This is a genomic window from Syntrophotaleaceae bacterium, from assembly GCA_041390365.1.
Lineage (GTDB): Bacteria > Desulfobacterota > Desulfuromonadia > Desulfuromonadales > Syntrophotaleaceae > JAWKQB01.
Genome location: JAWKQB010000002.1, coordinates 386,561 through 406,680, shown reverse-complemented (window position 1 = coordinate 406,680; position 20,120 = coordinate 386,561). Strand labels below are relative to the sequence as shown.

Here is a 20,120-nt window from a genome sequence, read left to right as displayed (position 1 = left end):
CTCTTGTCCCTGATGTCCTTTGAGTCCCTTGCCGTTTACACTTAATGCGCCTCACTCCAATTATCGCCGATACCGATGTCGACCACCAGCGGCACGGACATTTCGGCCGCCCCTTCCATCTCCTTCCGAACCAGGCTTTCGACCACCTGGAGTTCGGCTTCGGGCACATCGAACACCAGTTCGTCATGGACCTGCAGCACCATGCGGGCCTCCAGTTTTTCCTCGGCGAGACGTCGGTGGATACGGACCATGGCCACCTTGATGATATCTGCCGCCGATCCCTGAATGGGATAATTGACCGCATTCCGTTCGGCGAAACCGCGCACCGCACCGTTCTTGCTGGCGATCTCCGGAACCGCACAGCGCCGCCCGAGGAGGGTCGTCACGTAAAGATCCCGGCGCGCCTCGTCCTTTTTCCTTTCGATGAATTCAAGCACCCGGGGATAGCGGGAAAAGTAGCTGTCGATATAATCCTGTGCTTCGGCGCGGCCGATGTCGAGGGCCTTGGCCAGGCCGAAGGCGCTCATGCCGTAAAGAACGCCGAAATTGATCGTCTTCGCCCGGCGGCGCATCTCCGGCGTCACCAGCTCCAGAAAGACGCCGAAAATTTCGCTGGCGGTGCGGGCGTGGATGTCCTCGCCGTGGGCGAAGCTCTCCTTGAGCACCGGCTCATCGGCCAGGTGCGCCAGGATGCGCAGTTCCACCTGGGAATAATCCGCGGCCAGCAAACGGCTGCCCTCGGCGGGGATGAAGGCTTCCCGGATCCTGCGCCCTTCCTCATTGCGGATCGGAATGTTCTGCAGATTCGGCTCGCTCGAGGACAACCGGCCGGTGGCGGTGACGGTCTGGTTGAAGGAGGTGTGGATCCGACCCGTCTGCGGATGCACCAAACGGGGGAGGGCATCGCAATAGGTGCTCTTGAGCTTGGCCAGGGAGCGGTGATCCAGGACCCGGGCCGCGATCGGGTGGTCCTCGGCCAGCTTGGTGAGCACTTCGACATCCGTGGACCAGCCGGTCTTGGTTTTCTTGCCCCGGGCCAGCTTGAGATGCTCGAACAGCACCTCGCCCAGCTGCCGCGGCGAACAGACATTGAAAGGTCTCCCGGCCAGGTCGTGTATGTCCGCCTCCAGCTCGACCATCCGGCTTTCCAGGGAGCGGGACAGCTCGTTCAGCAAAGCGCTGTCGATGCGCACGCCGGTCCACTCCATATCGGTCAGCACCTCCACCAGCGGCATTTCCACCTCGTCAAACAGCTTGCGCTGGCCGGTCTCGTCCAGCAACGGTTCCAGCTTGGCGGCCAGCCGCAGGGTGATATCGGCATCCTCGGCGGCATAGACAGTGGCCTTTTCCACCTCGACCTCTTCGAAACAGACCTGATTTTTACCGTTGCCGGCCACCTCGGCATAGGTGATGGTCCGGTAGCCGAGCAGGTCGGCGGCCAGGCTGTCGAGGCCATGGGACTTGGCCGCCGGGTTGCCCAGGTAGGAGGCGAGCATGGTGTCGCACACCAGGCCCTTCACCTCCACCCCCGCACGGCGCAGGACCAGCAGATCGTATTTGGCGTTCTGGGCGATCTTGACCAGCTTCGGATCGGCCATCAGGGGCTTCAGCTTTTTTAAAGCCAGCCCACGGTCGAGCTGTTCGGGAGCTCCCAGGTAGCGGTGACCGAGGGGCAGGTACCAGCCTTCGCCGGCCTGGACGGCAAAGGACAGGCCGACCAGGTCGGCCCGGGAGGCGAGCAGGCAGGTGGTTTCGGTATCGAAGGCGAAACGGCCTGCCCTTTCCAGTGCCTGGATCAGCTCGTCGAGCTGCCCTTCGCTCAGCACCGCCCGGTAGCCGTCGCCGTTGGCCCGTTCGTCACAGGAAAATTCCTGCAGCAGCTTGTGAAACTCCAGTTCCTTGAACAGAGCGGTCAGAGCGGGACGTTCCGGTTCGCCGATGGTGAAACTGTCGTAATCGATGTCCAGCGGCAAATCGTCCACCAGCCGCACCAATTGCTTTGAGAGCAACGCCTGTTCACGGAACTGCCGCAGGTTTTCCTGGCGTTTTTTCCCCGACACCTGATCGATGTTGGCCAGCAGGTTCTCCACCGTTCCGAATTGCAGGATCAGCTCCCGGGCGGTCTTTTCGCCGATCCCCGGTATCCCGGGCACGTTGTCGGAGCTGTCCCCTGCCAGAGCCTGAACCTCCACCACTTTGTCGGGAGAGCCCCCGAACCGCTCGGCCACCTCGGCCAGTCCGGTCCGCTGGTCCTTCATCGTATCGAGCAGGCCGATGCGGTCATCCACAATCTGCATCAGGTCCTTGTCTCCGGTGACGACCGTGACCTCCATCCCCTTTGCCGCAAAACGCCGGGCCAGGGTCGCGATGATATCGTCCGCTTCGTACCCGGTCAGCTCCAGCGCCGGCAGATTGAAGGCCCGGACCACCTGCTTGATCAGGGGTATCTGGGGGCGCAGGTCCTCGGGCATGGCGGCACGGTTCGCCTTGTACTCCGGGTAGAGCTCCTTGCGGAATGAAGGCCCCTTGGCGTCGAATACCACCGCCAGGTGATCCGGCCGTTCCTCCCGCATGACCTTCAACAGCATGTTGGTGAAACCGAACACGGCATTAGTGGCCTGCCCCCGGGAATTGGAAAGCTGCCGAATGGCGTAGTAGGCGCGATAGATGTAGGAAGACCCATCGATGAGAAAAAGCCGTGGCGACTGCTGTTCGGTCATTTGTTTAATTTCCTTGCAGGTTCGATTTCAGAAATTATCGGCAGGACGTTGAAAGGCAATGCCGGGTCCGACGGCAGATTATCCCAGGCGAGGCGAAAAAGCAAACCCGGCATTCCTGATGACGCTTATCGTCTTATATCGTATACTTGCAAAAATTATCGACCCCGTCAGGAATTCGCCGCGTATCACCGGTTGACATCGCGGACAACAGTGATTAGCTTGCCGTCAATAACCAGCCTGCCGGAAGGAGACTTTTTTCATGAATGATGAACGGGACCAACAGAACGAGCAGGAAAACATCGTCGGATCCCAAGCCAACACCGAGGCGGTGGAGCCAAGTGCCCCACCCCAGGCTGAAGCCCTGGTTCTGGCGGCCGACATGCTGCCCGCGACTCTGCCTATAGTTCCCCTGAGGCCGCGACCGATCTTTCCCGGGATTCTCCTCCCGATCGTCCTGAGCGGCAAGCCGAAGCTGAAAGTGGCTAAAAAAGCCATGGAGTCCCAGCCCAAAACGATCGGTTTCGTCCTGGCCAGGGATATGGACGAGGAGGATTCCCCGGAAAATCTTCACAAAATCGGGGTGGTCGGCAAGGTCATCAAGGTGTTGCACAGCGACGAGAACAGCGTCCACCTGCTGGTCAACTGTCTGGAACGCTTTTCGATTCAGGAAATCATCCCCGTCGAAGGAGAGATGGTCTATGCGCGGGTGAAGTACCATTACGCCGCCGAACTGTCGGTCAACCCCGAGCTGCAGGCCTATTCCATGGCCATCATCACCGCCCTTAAGGAACTGGTGCAGATCAACCCGCTCTACAACGAGGAGATCAAACTGTTCCTCAACCGCCAGAGCATGGACGATCCCGGCCGTCTGGCCGATTTCGCCGCCAACCTCACCTCCAGCGACGGGCAGGAACTGCAGCAGATTCTCGAAACCTTCGACGTCCGCAAACGGATCGACCGGGTTCTCGTCCTGCTGAAGAAGGAGCTGGAGGTCTCCCGGCTGCAGACAAAGATCTCCAAGCAGATCGAGGAGAAGATTTCGGGCCAGCAGCGGGAATTCTTCCTGCGGGAGCAGCTCAAGGCGATCAAGAAGGAACTCGGCCTGGAAAAAGAGGGCAAGGTCAGCGAAATCGAAAAGTTCGAGAAGCGCCTGCAGAAGCTGACCCTCAACGAAGAGGCCCAGAAAACCATCACCGAAGAGATCGAAAAGCTCAAGCTGATCGAGCCGTCCTCGCCGGAATACAACGTCTCCCGCAACTACCTGGAGTGGCTGACGATACTTCCCTGGGGCAAGTTCAGCAAGGATTCCTACGATCTGCAGCGCGCCCGCCGGGTGCTGGACCGCGACCATTACGGGCTCAAGGACGTCAAGGACCGGATTCTGGAATTCATCGCCGTCGGCAAGATGAAGGGGGACATCTCCGGCTCCATCATCTGCCTGGTCGGCCCTCCGGGAGTGGGCAAGACCTCCGTCGGCAAGAGCATCGCCGGCGCCCTCAACCGCACCTTCTACCGCTTCTCCCTGGGCGGCATGCGGGACGAGGCGGAGATCAAGGGGCATCGCCGCACCTACATCGGCGCCATGCCGGGCCGCTTCATCCAGGCCATGAAGAGCGCCGGCACCGCCAATCCGGTGCTGATGCTGGATGAAATCGACAAGATCGGCGCATCCTTCCAGGGCGATCCGGCTTCGGCCCTGCTCGAGGTCCTCGACCCGGAGCAGAACAGCACCTTCCGCGATCACTACCTGGACGTGCCCTTCGACCTGTCCAACGTGCTGTTCGTGGCCACCGCCAACACCCTCGACACTATCCCCGCTCCCCTGCTGGACCGGATGGAGGTCATCCGTCTGGCCGGCTACATCCTCGAGGAAAAACTGGAGATCGCCCGCCGCTACCTGGTGCCGAAGGCGCTGGAAAACCACGGGCTGGACAAATCCCAGGTGACTCTCCGCAAGGATGCCCTGGAGGCGATCATCGACGGCTACGCCCGGGAGGCCGGGGTGCGCGGTCTGGAGAACCTGATCAAGAAGATCATGCGCAAGGCGGCCATGGAGTTTGCCGGCGGGCGGACGGATCGCATCACCATCCACAAGAAGGACGTGGAGAGCTACCTGGGTAAACCGCTCTTCGACGAGGAGGAGCTCTTCGAGGACGTGCCCGGAGTGGTGACCGGACTGGCCTGGACCCGCATGGGCGGCGCCACCCTGCAGATCGAGGCGACCGCCATGCCGAGCAAAGGCAAGGGCTTCAAGCAGACCGGCCAGCTCGGCAACGTCATGGTGGAGAGCAGCGAGATCGCCTACTCCTACGTCATGGCCCACCTCGAGGAATACGGTGCCGACAAGGAGTTTTTCGACAAACATTTCGTCCACCTGCACGTACCGGCCGGTGCCACCCCCAAGGATGGCCCTTCAGCGGGCATCACCATGACCACCGCCCTGCTCTCGATGATCCTCGGCAAGCCGGTGGTCAAGAAGCTCGGCATGACCGGGGAGCTGACCCTGAGCGGCCGGGTTCTGCCGATCGGCGGGGTCAAGGAGAAAACCATCGCCGTACGGCGGGCGGGACTGAAAAAGGTCATTTTCCCCGTCGGCAACAAGAAAAATTTCGACGAACTGCCCGACTATCTCAAAGAAGGGCTGGAGGTGCATTTCGCCTCGGATTTCAAGGATGTCTACCGCATCGCCTTCGGCGAGGGCTGAAGAACATATTCATAGAAAGGATTATCCCCGCTTATGACTCTGCAGGACATCACAGCGGCCGTCACGGCCCTCGATCCCGAAAGCAAAAAGGCCTTCCTGCTGCAGGCCCTGCCGGAACTGGCCAAAGAGGCGATGCAGGACCAGATGTTTCTCATGCAACTGTTCCCCGTCTTTCTGAACATCCTCCAGGAGAGCGGCATCGACCTGCAGCAGTTGCTGAAACTGGCGGTCATGTTCGGCCCTGCTGGAGAAAACACCGGACCGGGCTTCAGCGCCTGAAACAAATTCAGGCGTTGACGGCCCCAGCCGGAACTGCTAACGTAAATGCCATCATGAAAAACACGACGACCCACATCATCAATCCCTTCAGCCACTGGTGGCGCCGGACCTCTCCTGTCAGCGGTCCGGGCGTCTTACCGTGAAGAATCGACGCCGCGGACCCCGGGTCCGCGGAAAACAGCACGAAAAAAGCCGCGGTTCCGACCGCGGCTTTTTTATTGAACTGATTGAATTTCATCCCAAGAGGTAACAGCATGCGCGTGCTATCCGGCATTCAGCCCTCCGGCTCCCTGCATCTGGGCAACTATTTCGGCATGATGAAAAAGATGGTCGACTACCAGGAGCATCACGAACTGTTCTGCTTCATCGCCAACTATCATGCCATGACCACCGTGACCGACGGCAAGACCCTGGCCCGCGGCACCCTGGAAGCCGCGGCCAATTTCCTGGCCCTCGGCCTCGACCCCGAAAAGAGCGTGTTCTGGGTGCAGTCCGACGTGCCCGAGGTACAGGAACTCACCTGGGTGCTGTCCAACTTCACCCCTATGGGTCTGCTCGAACGCTGCCACAGCTACAAGGACAAGGTGGCCCGCGGCATCGCCCCGAATCACGGGCTGTTCGCCTATCCGGTGCTGATGGCAGCCGACATCCTGCTCTTCGGGGGGGAACTGGTTCCGGTGGGCAAGGACCAGAAACAGCACCTGGAAGTGGCCCGCGACATCGCCATCAAGTTCAACAACGAGTACGGCGAGATTCTGACTGTCCCGGAACCGGACATCGACGACCAGGTGGCCACCATCCCCGGCCTCGACGGGCAGAAGATGAGCAAGAGCTACAAGAACACCATCGACCTGTTCCTGGACGAGAAGGCCCTGCGCAAACAGGTGATGCGCATCGTCACGGATCCCACGCCGGTGGAGGATCCGAAGGACCCGGAACGCTGCAATGTTTTCGCCATTTACCGGCTGTTTCTCGACAGGGAGCAGGAAGCCGAACTGCGTCGCCGCTACCAAGCCGGAGGCCTTGGCTACGGCGAGGTGAAACAGGAGCTGTTCGAAACCGTTCGTGACTTTTTCGCCCCCTTCACTGAACGGCGCAACGAGCTGCTCGCCGACCAGGACGGCCTGCGGCGTACACTGGCCATGGGCGCCGAAAAAGCCCGGCAGGCGGGTTCAAAAATCCTGCGCAAGGTCCGCAAGAAGACAGGCATCGCCTATTGATGCCAGAGTTTTTCTGGTATAGGCTTGAGTTGAGAGCAAGCTTATCGGCTGAAAAAGCCAGAACGAGCAGACCACTCGGGAGGAGGAGAGATGGAAACCTATCGCAGATGGTATTGCACCTGTTCCGGAAAACCGATCGAACTGGAAACCCGGGAATTCGTGGAAGACGAGCCCCTGGAGCCGACCTGCCGACGGTGCGGGGCAACCCCTTCTTCCGACCCCAAGAAAACAATCGTTTCCCGCGAATTCGCAACCTGGGAAGACTGATTATTCACTTGCAGCGGCCGGCCGGGTAAACAGCACGAAAGCCATGGCCGGCCGCTTGCTCGCCTCCCGCATGGCGAACTGAATCCCCTCGAAATGCCAGCCGGCCGCCGTCCACTCATTGAGGATCTCCTCCAAAGCCTGGTCTGTGACCAGGCTGGTTTCCACGACTTTGTATTGAAGCATTGCTGCGCCTTTCAGAGGTCTTTTTGATCAGGCTATTGGTCCTATAGGTCTTATAGGTCCTATAGGACCCATGGGACACATGGTAACCGCTCAAAACCGCGCGTTCCCCGGAGTCCTGGGGAAGGGGATGACGTCCCGGATGTTTTCCATGCCGGTCACGTACATCAGCAGGCGTTCGAAGCCGAGGCCGAAGCCGGCGTGGGGACAGCTGCCCCAGCGGCGGCTGTCGAGATACCACTGGAGGCTTTCGGGGTCGATGCCGATGGCCCGCATCTTTTCCTGCAACACGTTGAGCCGCTCCTCCCGCTGGCTGCCTCCGATGATTTCGCCGACCCTCGGCACCAGCAGGTCCATGGCGGCCACGGTTTTGCCGTCATCGTTGCGGCGCATGTAGAAGGCCTTGAGCCCCTCCGGATAATCGGTCACGAAAAGCGGACCGCCGATCACCTGCTCGGTCAGATACCGTTCGTGTTCCGACTGCAGATCGATTCCCCAGGCCACCGGAAACTCGAAATCCCGTCCCGACTTCTCCAACTGCCGCACCGCCTCGGTGTAGGTCATCACCTGGAATTCGGCTTTGGCCAGGGCCTCGAGTCGGGTGATCAGGCCTGGTTCGATCCGCTCGTCGAAGAAGGCCAGGTCCTCGCCGCACTCCTGCAGGGCACAGGTCACCAGGTAGCGCAGGAAGTCCTCGGCCAGAGCGCAATCGTCCGCCAGGTCGGCAAAGGCCATTTCGGGCTCGATCATCCAGAACTCGGCCGCATGGCGACTGGTATTGGAATTTTCGGCACGGAAGGTCGGACCGAAGGTGTAGATATCGGAAAAGGCCTGGGCGAACAGTTCGCCCTGCAACTGGCCGCTCACGGTCAGGCCGGTCTTATCGGCAAAGAAATCCTGACGCCAATCGATGCGGCCGTCGATTTTGGGAGGATCGGCCGGATCGAGGGTCGTCACCCGAAACATCTCCCCTGCACCCTCGCAGTCGTTGGCGGTAATGATCGGCGTCTGTACATAGAGGAAGCCCCGTTCCTGAAAAAAGCGGTGGACGGCGAACGCCAGGGTGTTGCGCACCCGAAAAACGGCCCCGAAGGCGTTCGTGCGCGGCCGCAGATGAGCGATGGTGCGCAGAAACTCGAAGGAGTGCCTTTTTTTCTGCAGGGGGAAATCCCCGTCGCTGGCCCCGAGAATTCTGGCCTGCCGCGCATGGATCTCCCATTGCTGTCCCGAAGCCGGAGAGTGTGCCAGTTGCCCCACCACTTCCAGACAGGCTCCGGTTCCGCAGCGGACCGCTTCCTCGAAATTCTCCAGGTCGGAAGTCAGCACGATCTGCAGAGACGCAAAACAGGAGCCGTCGTTGAGGGCGACGAAAGCCACCTCCCGGCTGCGCCTCACTGTTCGCGCCCAGCCGCGAACGAGAATCTCCCCGCCGGCCTTTTCCATGCCGAGTATGTCCCTGATGCGGATGCGCCCCTGGCGCAGGCCATGATATGCAGTCATTCGGTTGCTCCTCTAATCGATCGTTGCAAAGATGACGGTACCGGCGAAGGCTTCTCCCGACATCCGGCTTTCCGGTTGCATTCCCCTACTGTTTTACTATAATCTGGCTGTCAATTTCAGCTGGTAACTTCAACTGCTCTGCAGTGTATTTTGATCGGGACCGACCCCGTCCCCGAAGATCTCGCAAGAGGACACATTATATGCCCTACGGCCCCCGTCGCCACGGTTGGGGACGAGGCCCCCAGGGAGGCGGCTTCGGCAACATTCCCCGCTTTATCGAACCGGTCTTGCTCTACCTGCTGAAGAAGCTCGGCCGGGCTCACGGCTACCAGTTGGCCGCCGAGCTTCCTGAACACAGTCTGACCGGCGCTCTGGTCGATCGCGGCGCCCTGTACCGGACCTTGCGGCAACTGGAGGAAAACGGGCATGTGACCTCCGATTGGGACGTTTCCGGACAGGGGCCAGCCAAAAGGCTTTACCGGCTGACGCCTGCCGGCGACACCTTTCTGCGCCAATGGACGGCGCTGATTGAACAGATGGTCGGGGCCATGGGAGATTTCGTGGAAAAGGTCCGGGAACTGGAAAAATAGTTTTTGTTCCCGATGAACGACAAAAGGACGGCTCCCAGCCGTCCTTTTGCTTTTTCCATTGCTCTTCGATGCCTTTTACGCATGTTCCCGGGTCTTGTGGAAGACCACGTCCGGCCACTGTTCGGCGGTATGCCCCAGGCGCCATTCACTGGAGGCGAGATAAGCCAGTCCCCCTTCGGAATCCATAGCCAGATTGGCCTGGTTCTTCTTTTCGAATTCGGCGAATGTTTTGCGGTCCTCGCATTCCACCCAGCGGGCGGTGGCATAATCGACCCCTTCATAGATGGCATCCACGCCGTATTCGTTCTTCAGCCGCGACATGATGACATCGAACTGAAGCACACCGACCGCTCCCAGAATGTAATCGGTGTTGATCAGCGGGCGGAACAGCTGCACGGCTCCCTCTTCGGCCAACTGCACCAGGCCCTTTTCCAGCTGTTTGGTCTTAAGGGGATTCTTCAGCCGGACCCTGCGGAAATGCTCCGGGGCGAAACTGGGAATACCGGTGAACTTGAGGGATTCCTTTTCGGTGAAGGTGTCGCCGATCTTGATGGTGCCGTGGTTGTGGATGCCGATAATGTCACCGGGGAAAGCCTCTTCGACATTGGTCCGGTCCTGAGCCATGAAAATGGTGGCGTTGGCGATGGCCACTTCCTTGCCGATGCGATGGTGCCGGACCTTCATGCCGCGGCGGAAAGTGCCGGAACAGACTCGCAGAAAAGCGATGCGGTCCCGATGGGCCGGATCCATATTCGCCTGAATCTTGAATACAAAGCCGGAAAAAGGCTCCTCGTAGGGAGACACTTCGCGGCTGGTGGTGGCCGCGGGCCGCGGTGCCGGAGCCTGATCGACGAATGCGTCGAGAAGCTCCTGCACCCCGAAATTGTTGATGGCGCTGCCGAAAAAGACCGGGGTCTGGTTGCCTTTCAAATATTCCGCCGGCTCGAAGGGGTTGGCCGCCCCCTCCAGCAGTTCCACATCCTCGCGCAGTTCATCGGCCTGGCCGCCAAGAAGTTCGTCGAGTCGGGGATCGGCAAGATCATCGATCACCACGGCATCGCGGTGCCGGGTTTCCTGTCCGGGAGTGAACAGGGTCAGGCTTTTACGGTACAGATTGTAGGTGCCCCTGAACCGTTTGCCCATGCCGATCGGCCAGGTCAGAGGGGCGCACTCGATCTGCAGGGTCTCCTCGATATCGGTCAGCAGGTCGAGAGGAGCCAGCCCTTCACGGTCCAGTTTGTTGATGAAGGTCATGATCGGGGTATTGCGCATCCGGCAGACCTCCATCAGTTTGCGGGTCTGGGTTTCGACCCCCTTGGCGCTGTCGATGACCATGAGAGCGCTGTCCACGGCGGTCAACACCCGATAGGTATCTTCGGAAAAATCCTGATGGCCGGGGGTGTCGAGCAGATTGACTTCATAATCCCTGTAATTGAACTTCATCACTGAAGAAGTCACGGAAATGCCGCGCTCCTGCTCCATGGCCATCCAGTCGCTGGTCGCATGCCGCGACGCTTTGCGCGCCTTGACCGCACCCGCCATCTGAATGGCTCCGCCGAACAGCAGAAGTTTTTCGGTCAGGGTGGTTTTGCCGGCATCCGGATGGCTGATGATGCCGAAGGTGCGCCGGCGGTCGACTTCTTTACGGTGGTTCCTGCTCACGTTAATCCTCTGAAAATTGTCCCGCAGAACAAGTTGGTTGAATCAAAAAAAACAGGGCCCTATGGCCCGATTGGGGTGAATCATAGCCTGAACGGCTGTAAAGGTCAATCCCGGCCTGTCTCCGAAGGGAATCGACCCCGCCCGCGCCTTGGATCTGTCGGCGCCGGGGAGAACGCGACGTTCGTTTCTACAGAACTCAAAAAGCCGATGTCGATGCCGATTTTGATTTCGACCGGGAAAAAAACCTCCGGTCAGCGTCTTTCCAGATCGATCAGCAGCTTTTTCAGCTTTTTCTGATCGTTTTCCAGTGAATTTTTCTGTTGCTGGAGAAGCTTGTTCTCCTGCCGACACGAGGTTATTTCCCGATTCAGGCGGTCGAGGGCGGACTTCTGTTGCGCGCTCAGGGTGCTGAGATTGTTGATGGATTGAATTTTTTCCGTCCAGATACTGTCGGGATAGGTGTTCTGCAGCGTTTTGAAGGCATCGGGAGTCTCCTCCCCGAGCCGCCATTCCTCCATCCCCTGAAGGAAAAGCTGCTCATCGGGAGGACGGGAAGGAATAACAGCAGGCCATGTGGCGGCACAGCCCGAAAGAACGATCAACAGCAGGATGCAGAGCAAAAGTCGCATACTCATCGCCTCTCCCGACGGTCAAGAAGGTAATTGCTGCCCGGAAGTTTCTTCAAATGCTCCTTGATCTTGGCGCATTCCCTGCCGATGGCTTCGGCGGTGGGTTTTCGCAGGTTATCGGTACAGACGATGGCGATGGACATGGACAGCAGAGGGAATCGGCGCTCTTCACCATAGCGGTCCTTTTCGATAAAGAACCCGGCGTTGCGATCCTCTTCATTATAGAATTCGGGAACGATCAGGTCAAACCGGCGGATCAGTTCCGCAGCGATAGCTTCCGCCTTATTCGGGGTGCTCAGAACGACATAGTCGTCTCCACCGACATGGCCGATCAGATCCCCCTCGTTGCCGAGCCCCCTGACGATCTCCTGGATCATTGCGCCGACGCGGGAGATGATGCTGCTGCCTGAATGGTAGCCGTAACGGTCGTTGTAGGCCTTGAAATAATCCAGATCGATGTAGATGTGGGCAAAGGGTCTTCCGCTGGTGATCCGATCGTTCAGCTCCCGCTCGATGGTCAAATTGCCGGGCAGACGCGTCAGCGGATTGGCATCCAGATGTATCTTCTGCAGGTCCCTGAGTTTTTGGCCCATTTCGGCAAATTCCCGAGCCAGTCGGCTGAACTCATCCTTCCCGTCGATATCCAGGGGGTAGTCGAAACATCCAGTGGCGATAGCTTTCGTCGCTCCGGTGAGACGGGCGACGGACCGGTGAATTTTCAGTATGATCCCCGTCGCCACCAGTCCGGCAAAAGCGACTCCTGCAAAAGCCAGGGCAAAGGTCAGACGGTAGGTGTCCTTGATGCCCATCGGAAGGGATTGCAGGATTTCGTTCATGCTGTTTTCCTGGCTCTGGCGCAGAACTTCCATGATTCGGATCAGGCCTTCCCGCCGGGGAGCGATAACCTCCAGGGAACGCTGTTCCGCCTCCTGCCATCTGCCATCTTCCAGCAGAACCTCGATATCGCCCTGAGCCTTGCGAAAAGCGGCGTAGGTATTCGCAACCCCATTCATACTGCCCGAACGGGGAATCTGCTGCAGCCGCTTCCAGATCTCGTCGCTTTCCAGGTTCCGTCTGGTCAGCAGAGGGATCATGGATGCGTCCCGCAGGATCAGAACCTGTCTTTCCAGGCGCTCCTGATCCTGCAGACTTCTGGCCAGGTCCTGCATCAGACCGAGAGCCTTGAATTCGACAGCCACCAGCTGCTCCGATTGACTTGTCAACCGGCTGAGGGCGGTCAAGGCATAGATGAGGGCGGCCAGCGAAAAGAAAGCGATCAGCAGATAGCCGGCAGCAATTTTCTGGGAGACGGTGAAGCGCATCAAAACCGTTCAGTCCTTAGGGGGTGTTTTTTCATACCTGGTTTACCTGCCGTGCTTTAATCAAGAAGTGAGCCAAAAAATTGAAGAGACCGGACGGGAAATTTTTCGCTCAGAATCTGAAGTCATTCAGACTATTTACGCGCCTGACGGCCTCCTGTCTCCTGGAGGCACCCGCCGTTGACGAGGCCAACTTGAAAAAGGGACAGAAAACCGTCCAATATTTTGACACTCGATCGCAGACCCGGATGACTAAATGATGAAATCCAGCTTGCCATTGAGGGACTGACAGGCCAGGATGAACAGAGCGGCATTCCAGGACTGGCCGACCATGCCCAGGGGCACACCGCTCTCCCCGTGGAACCATTCGTTGAACTGCCAATCCTCGCAACGGTTGGCGAGGGCCAGCTGCTCGAGCTCCTCCCAGGCGTCCTTGTCCCTCCCCAGCTTCTGCAGCAGAAGAACCCAGAATCCCCCGACAAAAGGCCAGCTGCCGCCGTTGTGGTATTGAAAGGGAAAATTCTGACCGTGGCGCTGCATATACGGCCGCCACAAAGAGTGGTTTTCTCCGATGGGACGGGCCACCACCCGCAGCGGCCAGGGTCGGTGGACGCCCAGATCCACCAGGGACGAGGCGATTCGATCGCTGCGGGACCGGTCGGCCAATCCGGTCAGAGCGCTCAGAACATTGCCGAAGGTATCGATCTCATCGCCCCAGAAGGAGAGATTGACGAAACTCAGGTAGAAATCATCCTGTTGGCAGGCATTGCGTACATACTCCCCAAGCAGGCGAACCCGGCGGTGTTCCGAGGCGGCCGGATGGAAGGGGTAAAAAATGGAATTGGCGAAATCACGGGTGGCTCTTGCCGTTGGCTGTTCATACAGAGACTTGGCCCAATACCAGAGGGCGTTGGTGTAAAGGACAAAACCCGACCGAGGCATGATATCGGCCCAATCGCTCGCCTCGTTCTGCTGGAGCAGGTACCAGCCCTGGTGTTCCTGGCAGAGCAGCCAGTGCCAGGCACGCTGCACGTTCATCTGCAATTCAGCTTCAAGACAGGTTTCGGGGAAAAAGCGGTCATGCAGACGCAGAGCAATCAGCCACCAGAGGGTGGCATCGATACACCCCGTATACCAGAAATCCGCCTCTCCCCGATGAGGGTTCACGAACTTCGGAATCTGCCCGTTGGTTCCCTGGTATTGCGCCAGCGTTCGCAAACCATTGCGGGCGACGGTCACCAGATCCGGCTCCCGGGAGGCAAACATCCCCAAGGCGCAGATGGCGGCATCACGCCCGAAAATACAGTCATAGTTGCGTTCTTTAGCTCTTGGGCCGGGAGAACAGGCCAGCACTCCTTCCGCAACCGAATTGTGCCGCAAAAGCTCGATCGAACGGAAATAGGCCTCACCAATCAGCGCTTCGCAACCCGCTTTTCTGTCAACTGCCAGACCCATCCCTCTAAAACCCCGCTCTATTGAAAACCGAAAGCTAAACTGTCAAAAAAATAGTTATCGAACCGGAAAATTAATGCAGATTTCAAGCCAACCATCCCCGGGAAATCCAATGAATAATTTATCAGATTCTTGAGGTCTGCTTAGTTTGCGCTAAGATTTAAGCGCTCGTGGGTGTCGACACACAAAACCAAAACCGGGAACAAACACGTACCTGCAGAAAAGGAGAATTTCCATGATTCCTCGCATCGCCTGCCTGCTGACAGCTTTGTCGACCATCCTGCTGCTTGTCTCCCTGGCCGCCGCCCAGAACAATCAGGCAGCGCGGGATGCAGCCATGCAATGGGTCAAACTGATTGACGAAGGGAATTATGCCGAAAGCTGGGAGAAAGCCGCGCCCGCGTTCAAGGAATCGATCAGCAAGGAGGAATGGGTAAAATCCCTGGAAGCGGTGCGCAAACCCCTTGGCCAGGTCCAAAGCAGGAACTTGCGCAGCAGCGCTGAAACCACCTCCCTGCCCGACGCCCCGGAAGGGGAATACCTGGTGATGGAATTCGATACCTCCTACCAGAACAACCCTTCCGCCATCGAAACCATTACAGCGACCCAAATCGACGGAAACTGGAGGATAGCAGGCTACTATATCCGGTGAAGCCCTGAAGGCGAACTTCGAAAAGAGAGGAGAAGTCCATGAAATTCCTGGCCCTGCTCTTGACTGTTGGACTGACCGTTGCTGCCCTCCCCGTTGCCGGCCTGACAGCAGAGGGTACTCCCGAAGCGGGCAACACTGCGCAGGCGGGTGATTCCGGCATGACGCCGGAAACCAGAGCCAAGCTGGTGCAACTTGGCGACGCCCTCGCCCAGAGGGACCGCTGTGTGGTCTGTCACAGAGATCGCGGCATGGCTCAACCGCTGGCCGGAATCGCCGAAGGGAAAACCGACGAATACCTGAGGCAGTCGATTGTCGATCCCAAGGAGGTCCTCGGCCCCACAACCCGAATGCCGGCCTATGACTATACCCTCGAGGAGGCCCAGGCGATGGTCGAATACCTCCGCTCATTGTCAAAACCCTAGCGACTGTTGAAAAACCGTTTGCGAAGTGCAGCAAGGGGAAAAATTTTCTTGGCTTGCCAAGAAAAAACTTCTGTGGAGGGCCTCTGTCGACGCCGGAAAAAAACGACATCAGTCAAGGGTAGGGAATGGCGGAAAAATCCCCACGAGCCTCAAAGGGTCTGCTGTCCTATGTCAGCAGAAGCTGGATCGGGCTGGCAGGCGCGGCTCTGGCGGCCTTTGCGCTCCTTATCCTGCTCGTCCTGATCGCCTACGATCTTTTGCGGGGTTTCGACCAGCCCTACCTGGGGGTGGTGGTTTACCTCATCCTGCCCGCCGCGGTTTTTGCCGGCTTGATCCTGATGGGGCTGGGGGCCTGGCATCAGCGCAGGCTGGAAACAAGGCTGGGGGTGACCCAGGGTCTGCCGCGCCTCGACCTCAATGATCCCCGCCATCGCCGCAACCTGCTTCTGACCGTTATCGTCGTCTCGGTTTTTCTGGTCTTTTCGGCGTACGGCAGTTATCGCGCCTACGAGGTGACCGAGTCGGTCGCCTTTTGCGGCCAGCTCTGTCACCAGGTCATGGAACCGGTCTACACCACCTACCAGAACTCGCCCCACGCCCGGGTGGCCTGTGTCGAATGCCATATCGGCGAAGGGGCCGAATGGTACGTGCGGGCCAAAATTTCCGGCTTGCGTCAGGTCTATGCGGTTCTGGCCGATTCCTACCCCCGTCCCATCCCCGTACCGGTCCACAATCTGAGGCCTGCACCGGAAACCTGCGAACAGTGCCACTGGCCGGAGAAGTTCATCGGCGCCCTCGAGGTTCACCGTCACTACTACCTTCCGGATGCGGACAATACCCTGTACCGGATGGTCATGATGCTGAAGGTCGGCGGAGCCAGCCCCCTGCACGGACCGGTGAGCGGAATTCACTGGCATATGTCGGTGGCCAACGACATCCGATACATTTCCGCCGACGAAACCCGGACCGTGATCCCCTGGGTCGAAATCACCAACCGGGAAACAGGAAAAACCACCGTTTATCGAACCCGGGACACCCCTCCCGGTCAGGAACTGCAGGCGAGACCGGTCCGCCGCATGGACTGCGTGGACTGCCACAACCGACCCACCCACATCTTCCGGTCGCCGAACGCCGCCCTGAACATCTCCCTGTGGCTCGACCGCATCGACAAGTCGATCCCCGGCATCAAACTCAGTGCCTCCCGGGCCCTGGTCACGGCCGCCGATGCCGTCTCAAAACAACAGGGGCTGGATCAGATCGGGCAGCTGATCGCCGAAGAGTATGCAGAATACCGGGACCCTGAGAAAATCCGCCAGGCGGTCAGGGAAACCCGGAGAATTTACACCAACAACTTTTTCCCGGAAATGAAGACCAACTGGCAGGTTCGTCCGGATCACAGCGGCCATTTCATCTGGCCGGGCTGTTTTCGCTGTCATGACGGGGAGCATGTCAGTCCGCAGGGAGAGGTCATTTCCAAAGACTGCAACGCCTGCCATGTCATCATTTCCCAGGGCCTGGGGCAGGAGCCTCCTGTGACCGATCTGGGAGGAGTGCCTTTCGCCCATCCGGGAGGAGAAATCCCCGGCGGCCTGTCCTGCAATCTCTGCCATACAGGCGCGCACTGACACACAAACCACTGGAACGGCTTGACGCCCGGCGAGGAATCATTGAACCGGTTTCTATTTCATTAAAGGAGACGTGCCGTGAAAATGCCTGGAATTTTTACAAAGAGGGCGGGTTGCCCGGTCCTTCTGGGTGCTCTTTTTCTGCTCCTTCTGGCCTGTGCAGCCATGCAGGGAGGAGGCTCGATCCAGCCACCCGCCGTCATCCCCGGGGCCGAATTCGTCGGCATGGAAACCTGCGCCGCGTGCCATGCCGAAACCGTCAGGGATTTCAGGTTTGCCAGACATGCCAAGCTGATGATCCCTCTGCCGGACGGGCAAAATATTCTGGGATGCGAATCCTGCCACGGCGCCGGCAGCCTGCATGTCGAAGCCGGCGGCGGCCGGGGAGCGGCCATCATCAATCCAGGGCAGAATCCCTCCGCCTGCTACCAGTGCCACCCGGAAGTGCAGGCCTTTTTCAACCTCCAGTACCACCACCCCACCCATGAACAGGGGCTGTCCTGCAACAGCTGTCACAGTCCCCATGGCGAAGACATCCTGCTGCCCGAAGGCCGGGTGGTCGGCCGCCACAACGCCCCCTGCAATGAATGCCATCAGGATCAGAGCCGCCCCTTTGTTTTCGAGCATGAAGCCCTGAGGGAAGGCTGCACCGTCTGCCACAACCACCACGGTTCCATCAACGACAAAATGCTGGTGGCCAACGACAACAATCTCTGCCTGCGGTGTCATGCCCAGATTTCAGCGCCGGGCGACATCGAACTCGGCGGCCAGGATCACAGCACGCGGCTGGCCCAGGGCACCTGCTGGAGCGGCGGCTGCCACACCGCGGTGCACGGTTCCAACATGAACTCCCACCTTCGCTATTGATAAGGAGGACAGCGATGAAAGCCACACTGCCCTGCCTGCTGCTGGTACTGGTTTCCACCCTAACTTTTTCCCCCGGGGAGCTTCTGGCTGAAAACGGCGACACGTCGACGGGCGAAATCGAAATCACTCCCTTTCTGGGCGCGGCCTTCGTCGATGGGGACGACAACAAGTTTCGGGAGGACTGGGGGGAGCAGGAGGGGTTGAAAGGAGGGGTGGACCAGTTCCATCTGCAGCGGGACCTGCCGAAAAACAGGCGACTTACGGTGAAGGGGCGGGCGGTTGTCCCTGAACAGGAGTATCTGTTCGATCTCCTGATCGAGAGGCCGGAGGACGGCTACATTCACGCCGGATACTCGGAATATCGCAAGTATTTCGATGATACGGGCCATGTCTTCGAACCGTTCAGCATCTCCTCCTTCGATCTGAACAGGGACCTCGAACTCGATATCGGCCGGGCTTTCATCGAAGTCGGCGTGACCATTCCAGATCTTCCCCAAATCGAAGTGGGCTACGAGCATCGGTTCAAGGACGGCGAGAAATCGCTGCTGCAATGGGGCAGCGTCACCGAGGGTGGTGTGACGCGAAAAATTTTCCCGTCCTACAAGAATGTCGACGAAGAGCTGAATATCATCCGGATGAATGTCAGCCACGAAATCGCCGGGGTGCGCCTCGGCGACGAGTTCCGCTATGAGCACTACCGGCTGGACAACACGATCCACGAACAGGAGCGGAATCTGGATACCGATGCCGATGAAACGGTGACGGTCGACGAAGACTATGAACACGACGCCTTTTTCAACACCTTTCATGCCGACACCCACCTCAACGACACCACCTACCTGTCTTTGGGATACCTGTTCACCACGCTCGACGGGGACGCCTCCTTCAACATGGCGACCGTGCCTTTCGGCCCCGAACCTTTCGACAAAAACTGGTTTTCGCGGAGTATCGACCTGGAGCAGGATGTTCATATCGTCAATGCCAATGCCGTTCTGGGCCCCTATCGGGACCTGACCATCTATCTCGGACTGGAGGGAGAAAGCCTGGACCGGGAGGGGGATACGGATGCCGTCCTCACGGAAATCGCCTTCGGCGGTGCCTTCGCGGAACCGGAAGCGGTCATCGACAGCGACGAGGACAAATGGGGCCTGGAGGAAACGGTCGGCATCCGCTATACCGGCCTGCCCCGTACCACCCTGTATGCGGAGGGGCGCTGGACTCAGCAGGACATCGACCTCCAGGAAACGGAGGTGGAGGACGGACTCCTCATCCTGAACCGGGAGACCGATACCCGGGTGCGGCGTCAGCGCTACAGCATCGGCTTCCATACCTCCCCCTTCGATCGGACCACGGTGGCCGCACGCTACCGGCGGAGCTATCGATCGAACGACTACGACCATGAGGTCGATATCGAAGAGGGGTATTCAGCCTTCATCACCGACCAGGACCTGAAAACCGATGAAGTGATGGTCAAGGCGTCCTTCCGGCCGCTGAACAATCTGCGCACCACCCTGCAATATCAGTTGGTGTCGACGGACATCGATACCGACGAGGACACCGATCCGCCCTCGTCTATTCATTCGGGCAATTACGATGCCCACATCTATACCGCCAGCCTGACCTCCACCCCCGTCGCCAGCTTCTTCCTGACGGGACTGGTCAGCTACCAGGATGTGCGATTGAAAACCATCGGGACCGGTCCGGTCGAGACCTATGAAGGAGATGTTCTTTCCGTTTCGGCCAATGCCGGGTGGGCGGTCAACGCCAGCACCCGGCTGGACGCCCGATATATCTACACCCTGGCCGAGAATTTCGATGACTTTTTCGACGAAGGACTGCCGCTGGGCACGGATAACCAGCGCCATGCAGCCATCGCCGATCTCAGTCACCAGCTCACGGATGCCCTGGCGGTCCGGTTGCGCTACGGGTTCTACAGCTATGATGACGATGCCGGCGACGGATCGGACGACTATACCGCCAACCTGGTGGCAGCAGCATTGACGATGCGTTTCTAGCGGACTTTGGAGATGGC

General features: G+C 59.0%; 18 protein-coding genes. 10 read left to right on the top strand and 8 right to left on the bottom strand.

All coding sequences use genetic code 11. From position 1 onward, the window contains the following. Positions 1 to 41: 41 nt before the first annotated feature. Positions 42 to 2,720, bottom strand: coding sequence for a DNA polymerase I (polA, locus tag R2940_09180; protein ID MEZ4599950.1), 2,679 nt, complete (start codon positions 2,718 to 2,720; stop codon positions 42 to 44). A 259-nt stretch (positions 2,721 to 2,979) separates the two neighbouring features. On the opposite strand from polA, the gene lon reads away from it, so the two are divergent. Both lon and R2940_09170 read left to right on the top strand, forming a co-directional pair. Next, positions 2,980 to 5,424, top strand: a complete 2,445-nt coding sequence (gene lon / locus R2940_09175) for an endopeptidase La (protein ID MEZ4599949.1) — start codon at positions 2,980 to 2,982, stop codon at positions 5,422 to 5,424. A 33-nt stretch (positions 5,425 to 5,457) separates the two neighbouring features. Beyond that, positions 5,458 to 5,703, top strand: a complete 246-nt coding sequence (locus R2940_09170; GenBank protein MEZ4599948.1) for a hypothetical protein — start codon at positions 5,458 to 5,460, stop codon at positions 5,701 to 5,703. A 7-nt stretch (positions 5,704 to 5,710) separates the two neighbouring features. On the opposite strand, the gene R2940_09165 is transcribed toward R2940_09170, so the two are convergent. Next, on the bottom strand, positions 5,711 to 5,977 hold the full coding sequence (locus tag R2940_09165) for a hypothetical protein (GenBank protein ID MEZ4599947.1): 267 nt from the start codon (positions 5,975 to 5,977) through the stop codon (positions 5,711 to 5,713). Here R2940_09165 and trpS point away from each other — a divergent pair. Beyond that, positions 5,958 to 6,923, top strand: a complete 966-nt coding sequence (gene trpS, locus R2940_09160) for a tryptophan--tRNA ligase (GenBank protein MEZ4599946.1) — start codon at positions 5,958 to 5,960, stop codon at positions 6,921 to 6,923. The genes R2940_09165 and trpS overlap by 20 nt on opposite strands. Before the next feature lie 90 nt (positions 6,924 to 7,013). Continuing rightward, positions 7,014 to 7,190, top strand: a complete 177-nt coding sequence (locus R2940_09155) for a hypothetical protein (protein ID MEZ4599945.1) — start codon at positions 7,014 to 7,016, stop codon at positions 7,188 to 7,190. On the opposite strand, the gene R2940_09150 is transcribed toward R2940_09155, so the two are convergent. After that, positions 7,191 to 7,373, bottom strand: a complete 183-nt coding sequence (locus tag R2940_09150) for a DUF4177 domain-containing protein (protein MEZ4599944.1) — start codon at positions 7,371 to 7,373, stop codon at positions 7,191 to 7,193. A gap of 90 nt (positions 7,374 to 7,463) precedes the next feature. Continuing rightward, positions 7,464 to 8,870, bottom strand: coding sequence for an asparagine--tRNA ligase (gene asnS / locus R2940_09145; protein ID MEZ4599943.1), 1,407 nt, complete (start codon positions 8,868 to 8,870; stop codon positions 7,464 to 7,466). Between the two features lie 200 nt (positions 8,871 to 9,070). Here asnS and R2940_09140 point away from each other — a divergent pair, with 200 nt between their 5' ends. Continuing rightward, the gene (locus R2940_09140) at positions 9,071 to 9,460 is read left to right on the top strand and encodes a helix-turn-helix transcriptional regulator (GenBank protein ID MEZ4599942.1); all 390 of its coding nucleotides are present in this window, start codon (positions 9,071 to 9,073) and stop codon (positions 9,458 to 9,460) included. Positions 9,461 to 9,535: 75 nt separating this feature from the next. On the opposite strand, the gene R2940_09135 is transcribed toward R2940_09140, so the two are convergent. The 4 genes from R2940_09135 to R2940_09120 form a co-directional block, all read right to left on the bottom strand. Then, positions 9,536 to 11,122 (bottom strand): peptide chain release factor 3, encoded by a 1,587-nt coding sequence (locus R2940_09135; GenBank protein ID MEZ4599941.1) that lies wholly within the window; start codon positions 11,120 to 11,122, stop codon positions 9,536 to 9,538. Positions 11,123 to 11,373: 251 nt separating this feature from the next. After that, entirely contained in the window at positions 11,374 to 11,757 is a 384-nt protein-coding gene (locus R2940_09130) for a hypothetical protein (protein MEZ4599940.1), read from the bottom strand. Next, positions 11,754 to 13,073, bottom strand: a complete 1,320-nt coding sequence (locus R2940_09125) for a diguanylate cyclase (GenBank protein ID MEZ4599939.1) — start codon at positions 13,071 to 13,073, stop codon at positions 11,754 to 11,756. Before R2940_09125 ends, R2940_09130 begins: the two co-directional genes overlap by 4 nt. A 249-nt stretch (positions 13,074 to 13,322) precedes the next feature. Further along, complete coding sequence (locus R2940_09120; protein ID MEZ4599938.1) at positions 13,323 to 14,525, bottom strand: glycoside hydrolase 100 family protein; 1,203 nt, start codon at positions 14,523 to 14,525, stop codon at positions 13,323 to 13,325. Positions 14,526 to 14,757: 232 nt separating this feature from the next. Between R2940_09120 and R2940_09115 the strand changes: the two genes are divergently transcribed. The 5 genes from R2940_09115 (at position 14,758) to R2940_09095 (ending at position 20,103) form a co-directional block, all read left to right on the top strand. Beyond that, entirely contained in the window at positions 14,758 to 15,174 is a 417-nt protein-coding gene (locus R2940_09115) for a DUF4019 domain-containing protein (GenBank protein ID MEZ4599937.1), read from the top strand. 38 nt (positions 15,175 to 15,212) lie between these two features. Beyond that, the gene (locus tag R2940_09110; protein ID MEZ4599936.1) at positions 15,213 to 15,596 is read left to right on the top strand and encodes a cytochrome c; all 384 of its coding nucleotides are present in this window, start codon (positions 15,213 to 15,215) and stop codon (positions 15,594 to 15,596) included. A gap of 125 nt (positions 15,597 to 15,721) precedes the next feature. Then, on the top strand, positions 15,722 to 17,221 hold the full coding sequence (locus R2940_09105) for a NapC/NirT family cytochrome c (GenBank protein MEZ4599935.1): 1,500 nt from the start codon (positions 15,722 to 15,724) through the stop codon (positions 17,219 to 17,221). Between the two features lie 84 nt (positions 17,222 to 17,305). Further along, entirely contained in the window at positions 17,306 to 18,088 is a 783-nt protein-coding gene (locus R2940_09100) for a cytochrome c3 family protein (protein ID MEZ4599934.1), read from the top strand. A gap of 14 nt (positions 18,089 to 18,102) precedes the next feature. Next, entirely contained in the window at positions 18,103 to 20,103 is a 2,001-nt protein-coding gene (locus tag R2940_09095; protein ID MEZ4599933.1) for a hypothetical protein, read from the top strand. Positions 20,104 to 20,120: the final 17 nt, after the last annotated feature.

Bases quoted from the DNA above. Each gene is read 5' to 3' on its own strand.
- R2940_09120 (MEZ4599938.1), bottom strand. From the start codon at position 14,525: ATGGGTCTGGCAGTTGACAGAAAAGCGGGTTGCGAAGCGCTGATTGGT.
- R2940_09155 (MEZ4599945.1), top strand. From the start codon at position 7,014: ATGGAAACCTATCGCAGATGGTATTGCACCTGTTCCGGAAAACCGATC.
- asnS (MEZ4599943.1), bottom strand. From the start codon at position 8,870: ATGACTGCATATCATGGCCTGCGCCAGGGGCGCATCCGCATCAGGGAC.
- R2940_09125 (MEZ4599939.1), bottom strand. From the start codon at position 13,073: ATGCGCTTCACCGTCTCCCAGAAAATTGCTGCCGGCTATCTGCTGATC.
- R2940_09170 (MEZ4599948.1), top strand. From the start codon at position 5,458: ATGACTCTGCAGGACATCACAGCGGCCGTCACGGCCCTCGATCCCGAA.
- R2940_09130 (MEZ4599940.1), bottom strand. From the start codon at position 11,757: ATGAGTATGCGACTTTTGCTCTGCATCCTGCTGTTGATCGTTCTTTCG.
- R2940_09165 (MEZ4599947.1), bottom strand. From the start codon at position 5,977: ATGCCGGATAGCACGCGCATGCTGTTACCTCTTGGGATGAAATTCAAT.
- R2940_09150 (MEZ4599944.1), bottom strand. From the start codon at position 7,373: ATGCTTCAATACAAAGTCGTGGAAACCAGCCTGGTCACAGACCAGGCT.
- R2940_09095 (MEZ4599933.1), top strand. From the start codon at position 18,103: ATGAAAGCCACACTGCCCTGCCTGCTGCTGGTACTGGTTTCCACCCTA.
- lon (MEZ4599949.1), top strand. From the start codon at position 2,980: ATGAATGATGAACGGGACCAACAGAACGAGCAGGAAAACATCGTCGGA.
- trpS (MEZ4599946.1), top strand. From the start codon at position 5,958: ATGCGCGTGCTATCCGGCATTCAGCCCTCCGGCTCCCTGCATCTGGGC.
- polA (MEZ4599950.1), bottom strand. From the start codon at position 2,720: ATGACCGAACAGCAGTCGCCACGGCTTTTTCTCATCGATGGGTCTTCC.
- R2940_09140 (MEZ4599942.1), top strand. From the start codon at position 9,071: ATGCCCTACGGCCCCCGTCGCCACGGTTGGGGACGAGGCCCCCAGGGA.
- R2940_09110 (MEZ4599936.1), top strand. From the start codon at position 15,213: ATGAAATTCCTGGCCCTGCTCTTGACTGTTGGACTGACCGTTGCTGCC.
- R2940_09115 (MEZ4599937.1), top strand. From the start codon at position 14,758: ATGATTCCTCGCATCGCCTGCCTGCTGACAGCTTTGTCGACCATCCTG.
- R2940_09100 (MEZ4599934.1), top strand. From the start codon at position 17,306: ATGCCTGGAATTTTTACAAAGAGGGCGGGTTGCCCGGTCCTTCTGGGT.
- R2940_09105 (MEZ4599935.1), top strand. From the start codon at position 15,722: ATGGCGGAAAAATCCCCACGAGCCTCAAAGGGTCTGCTGTCCTATGTC.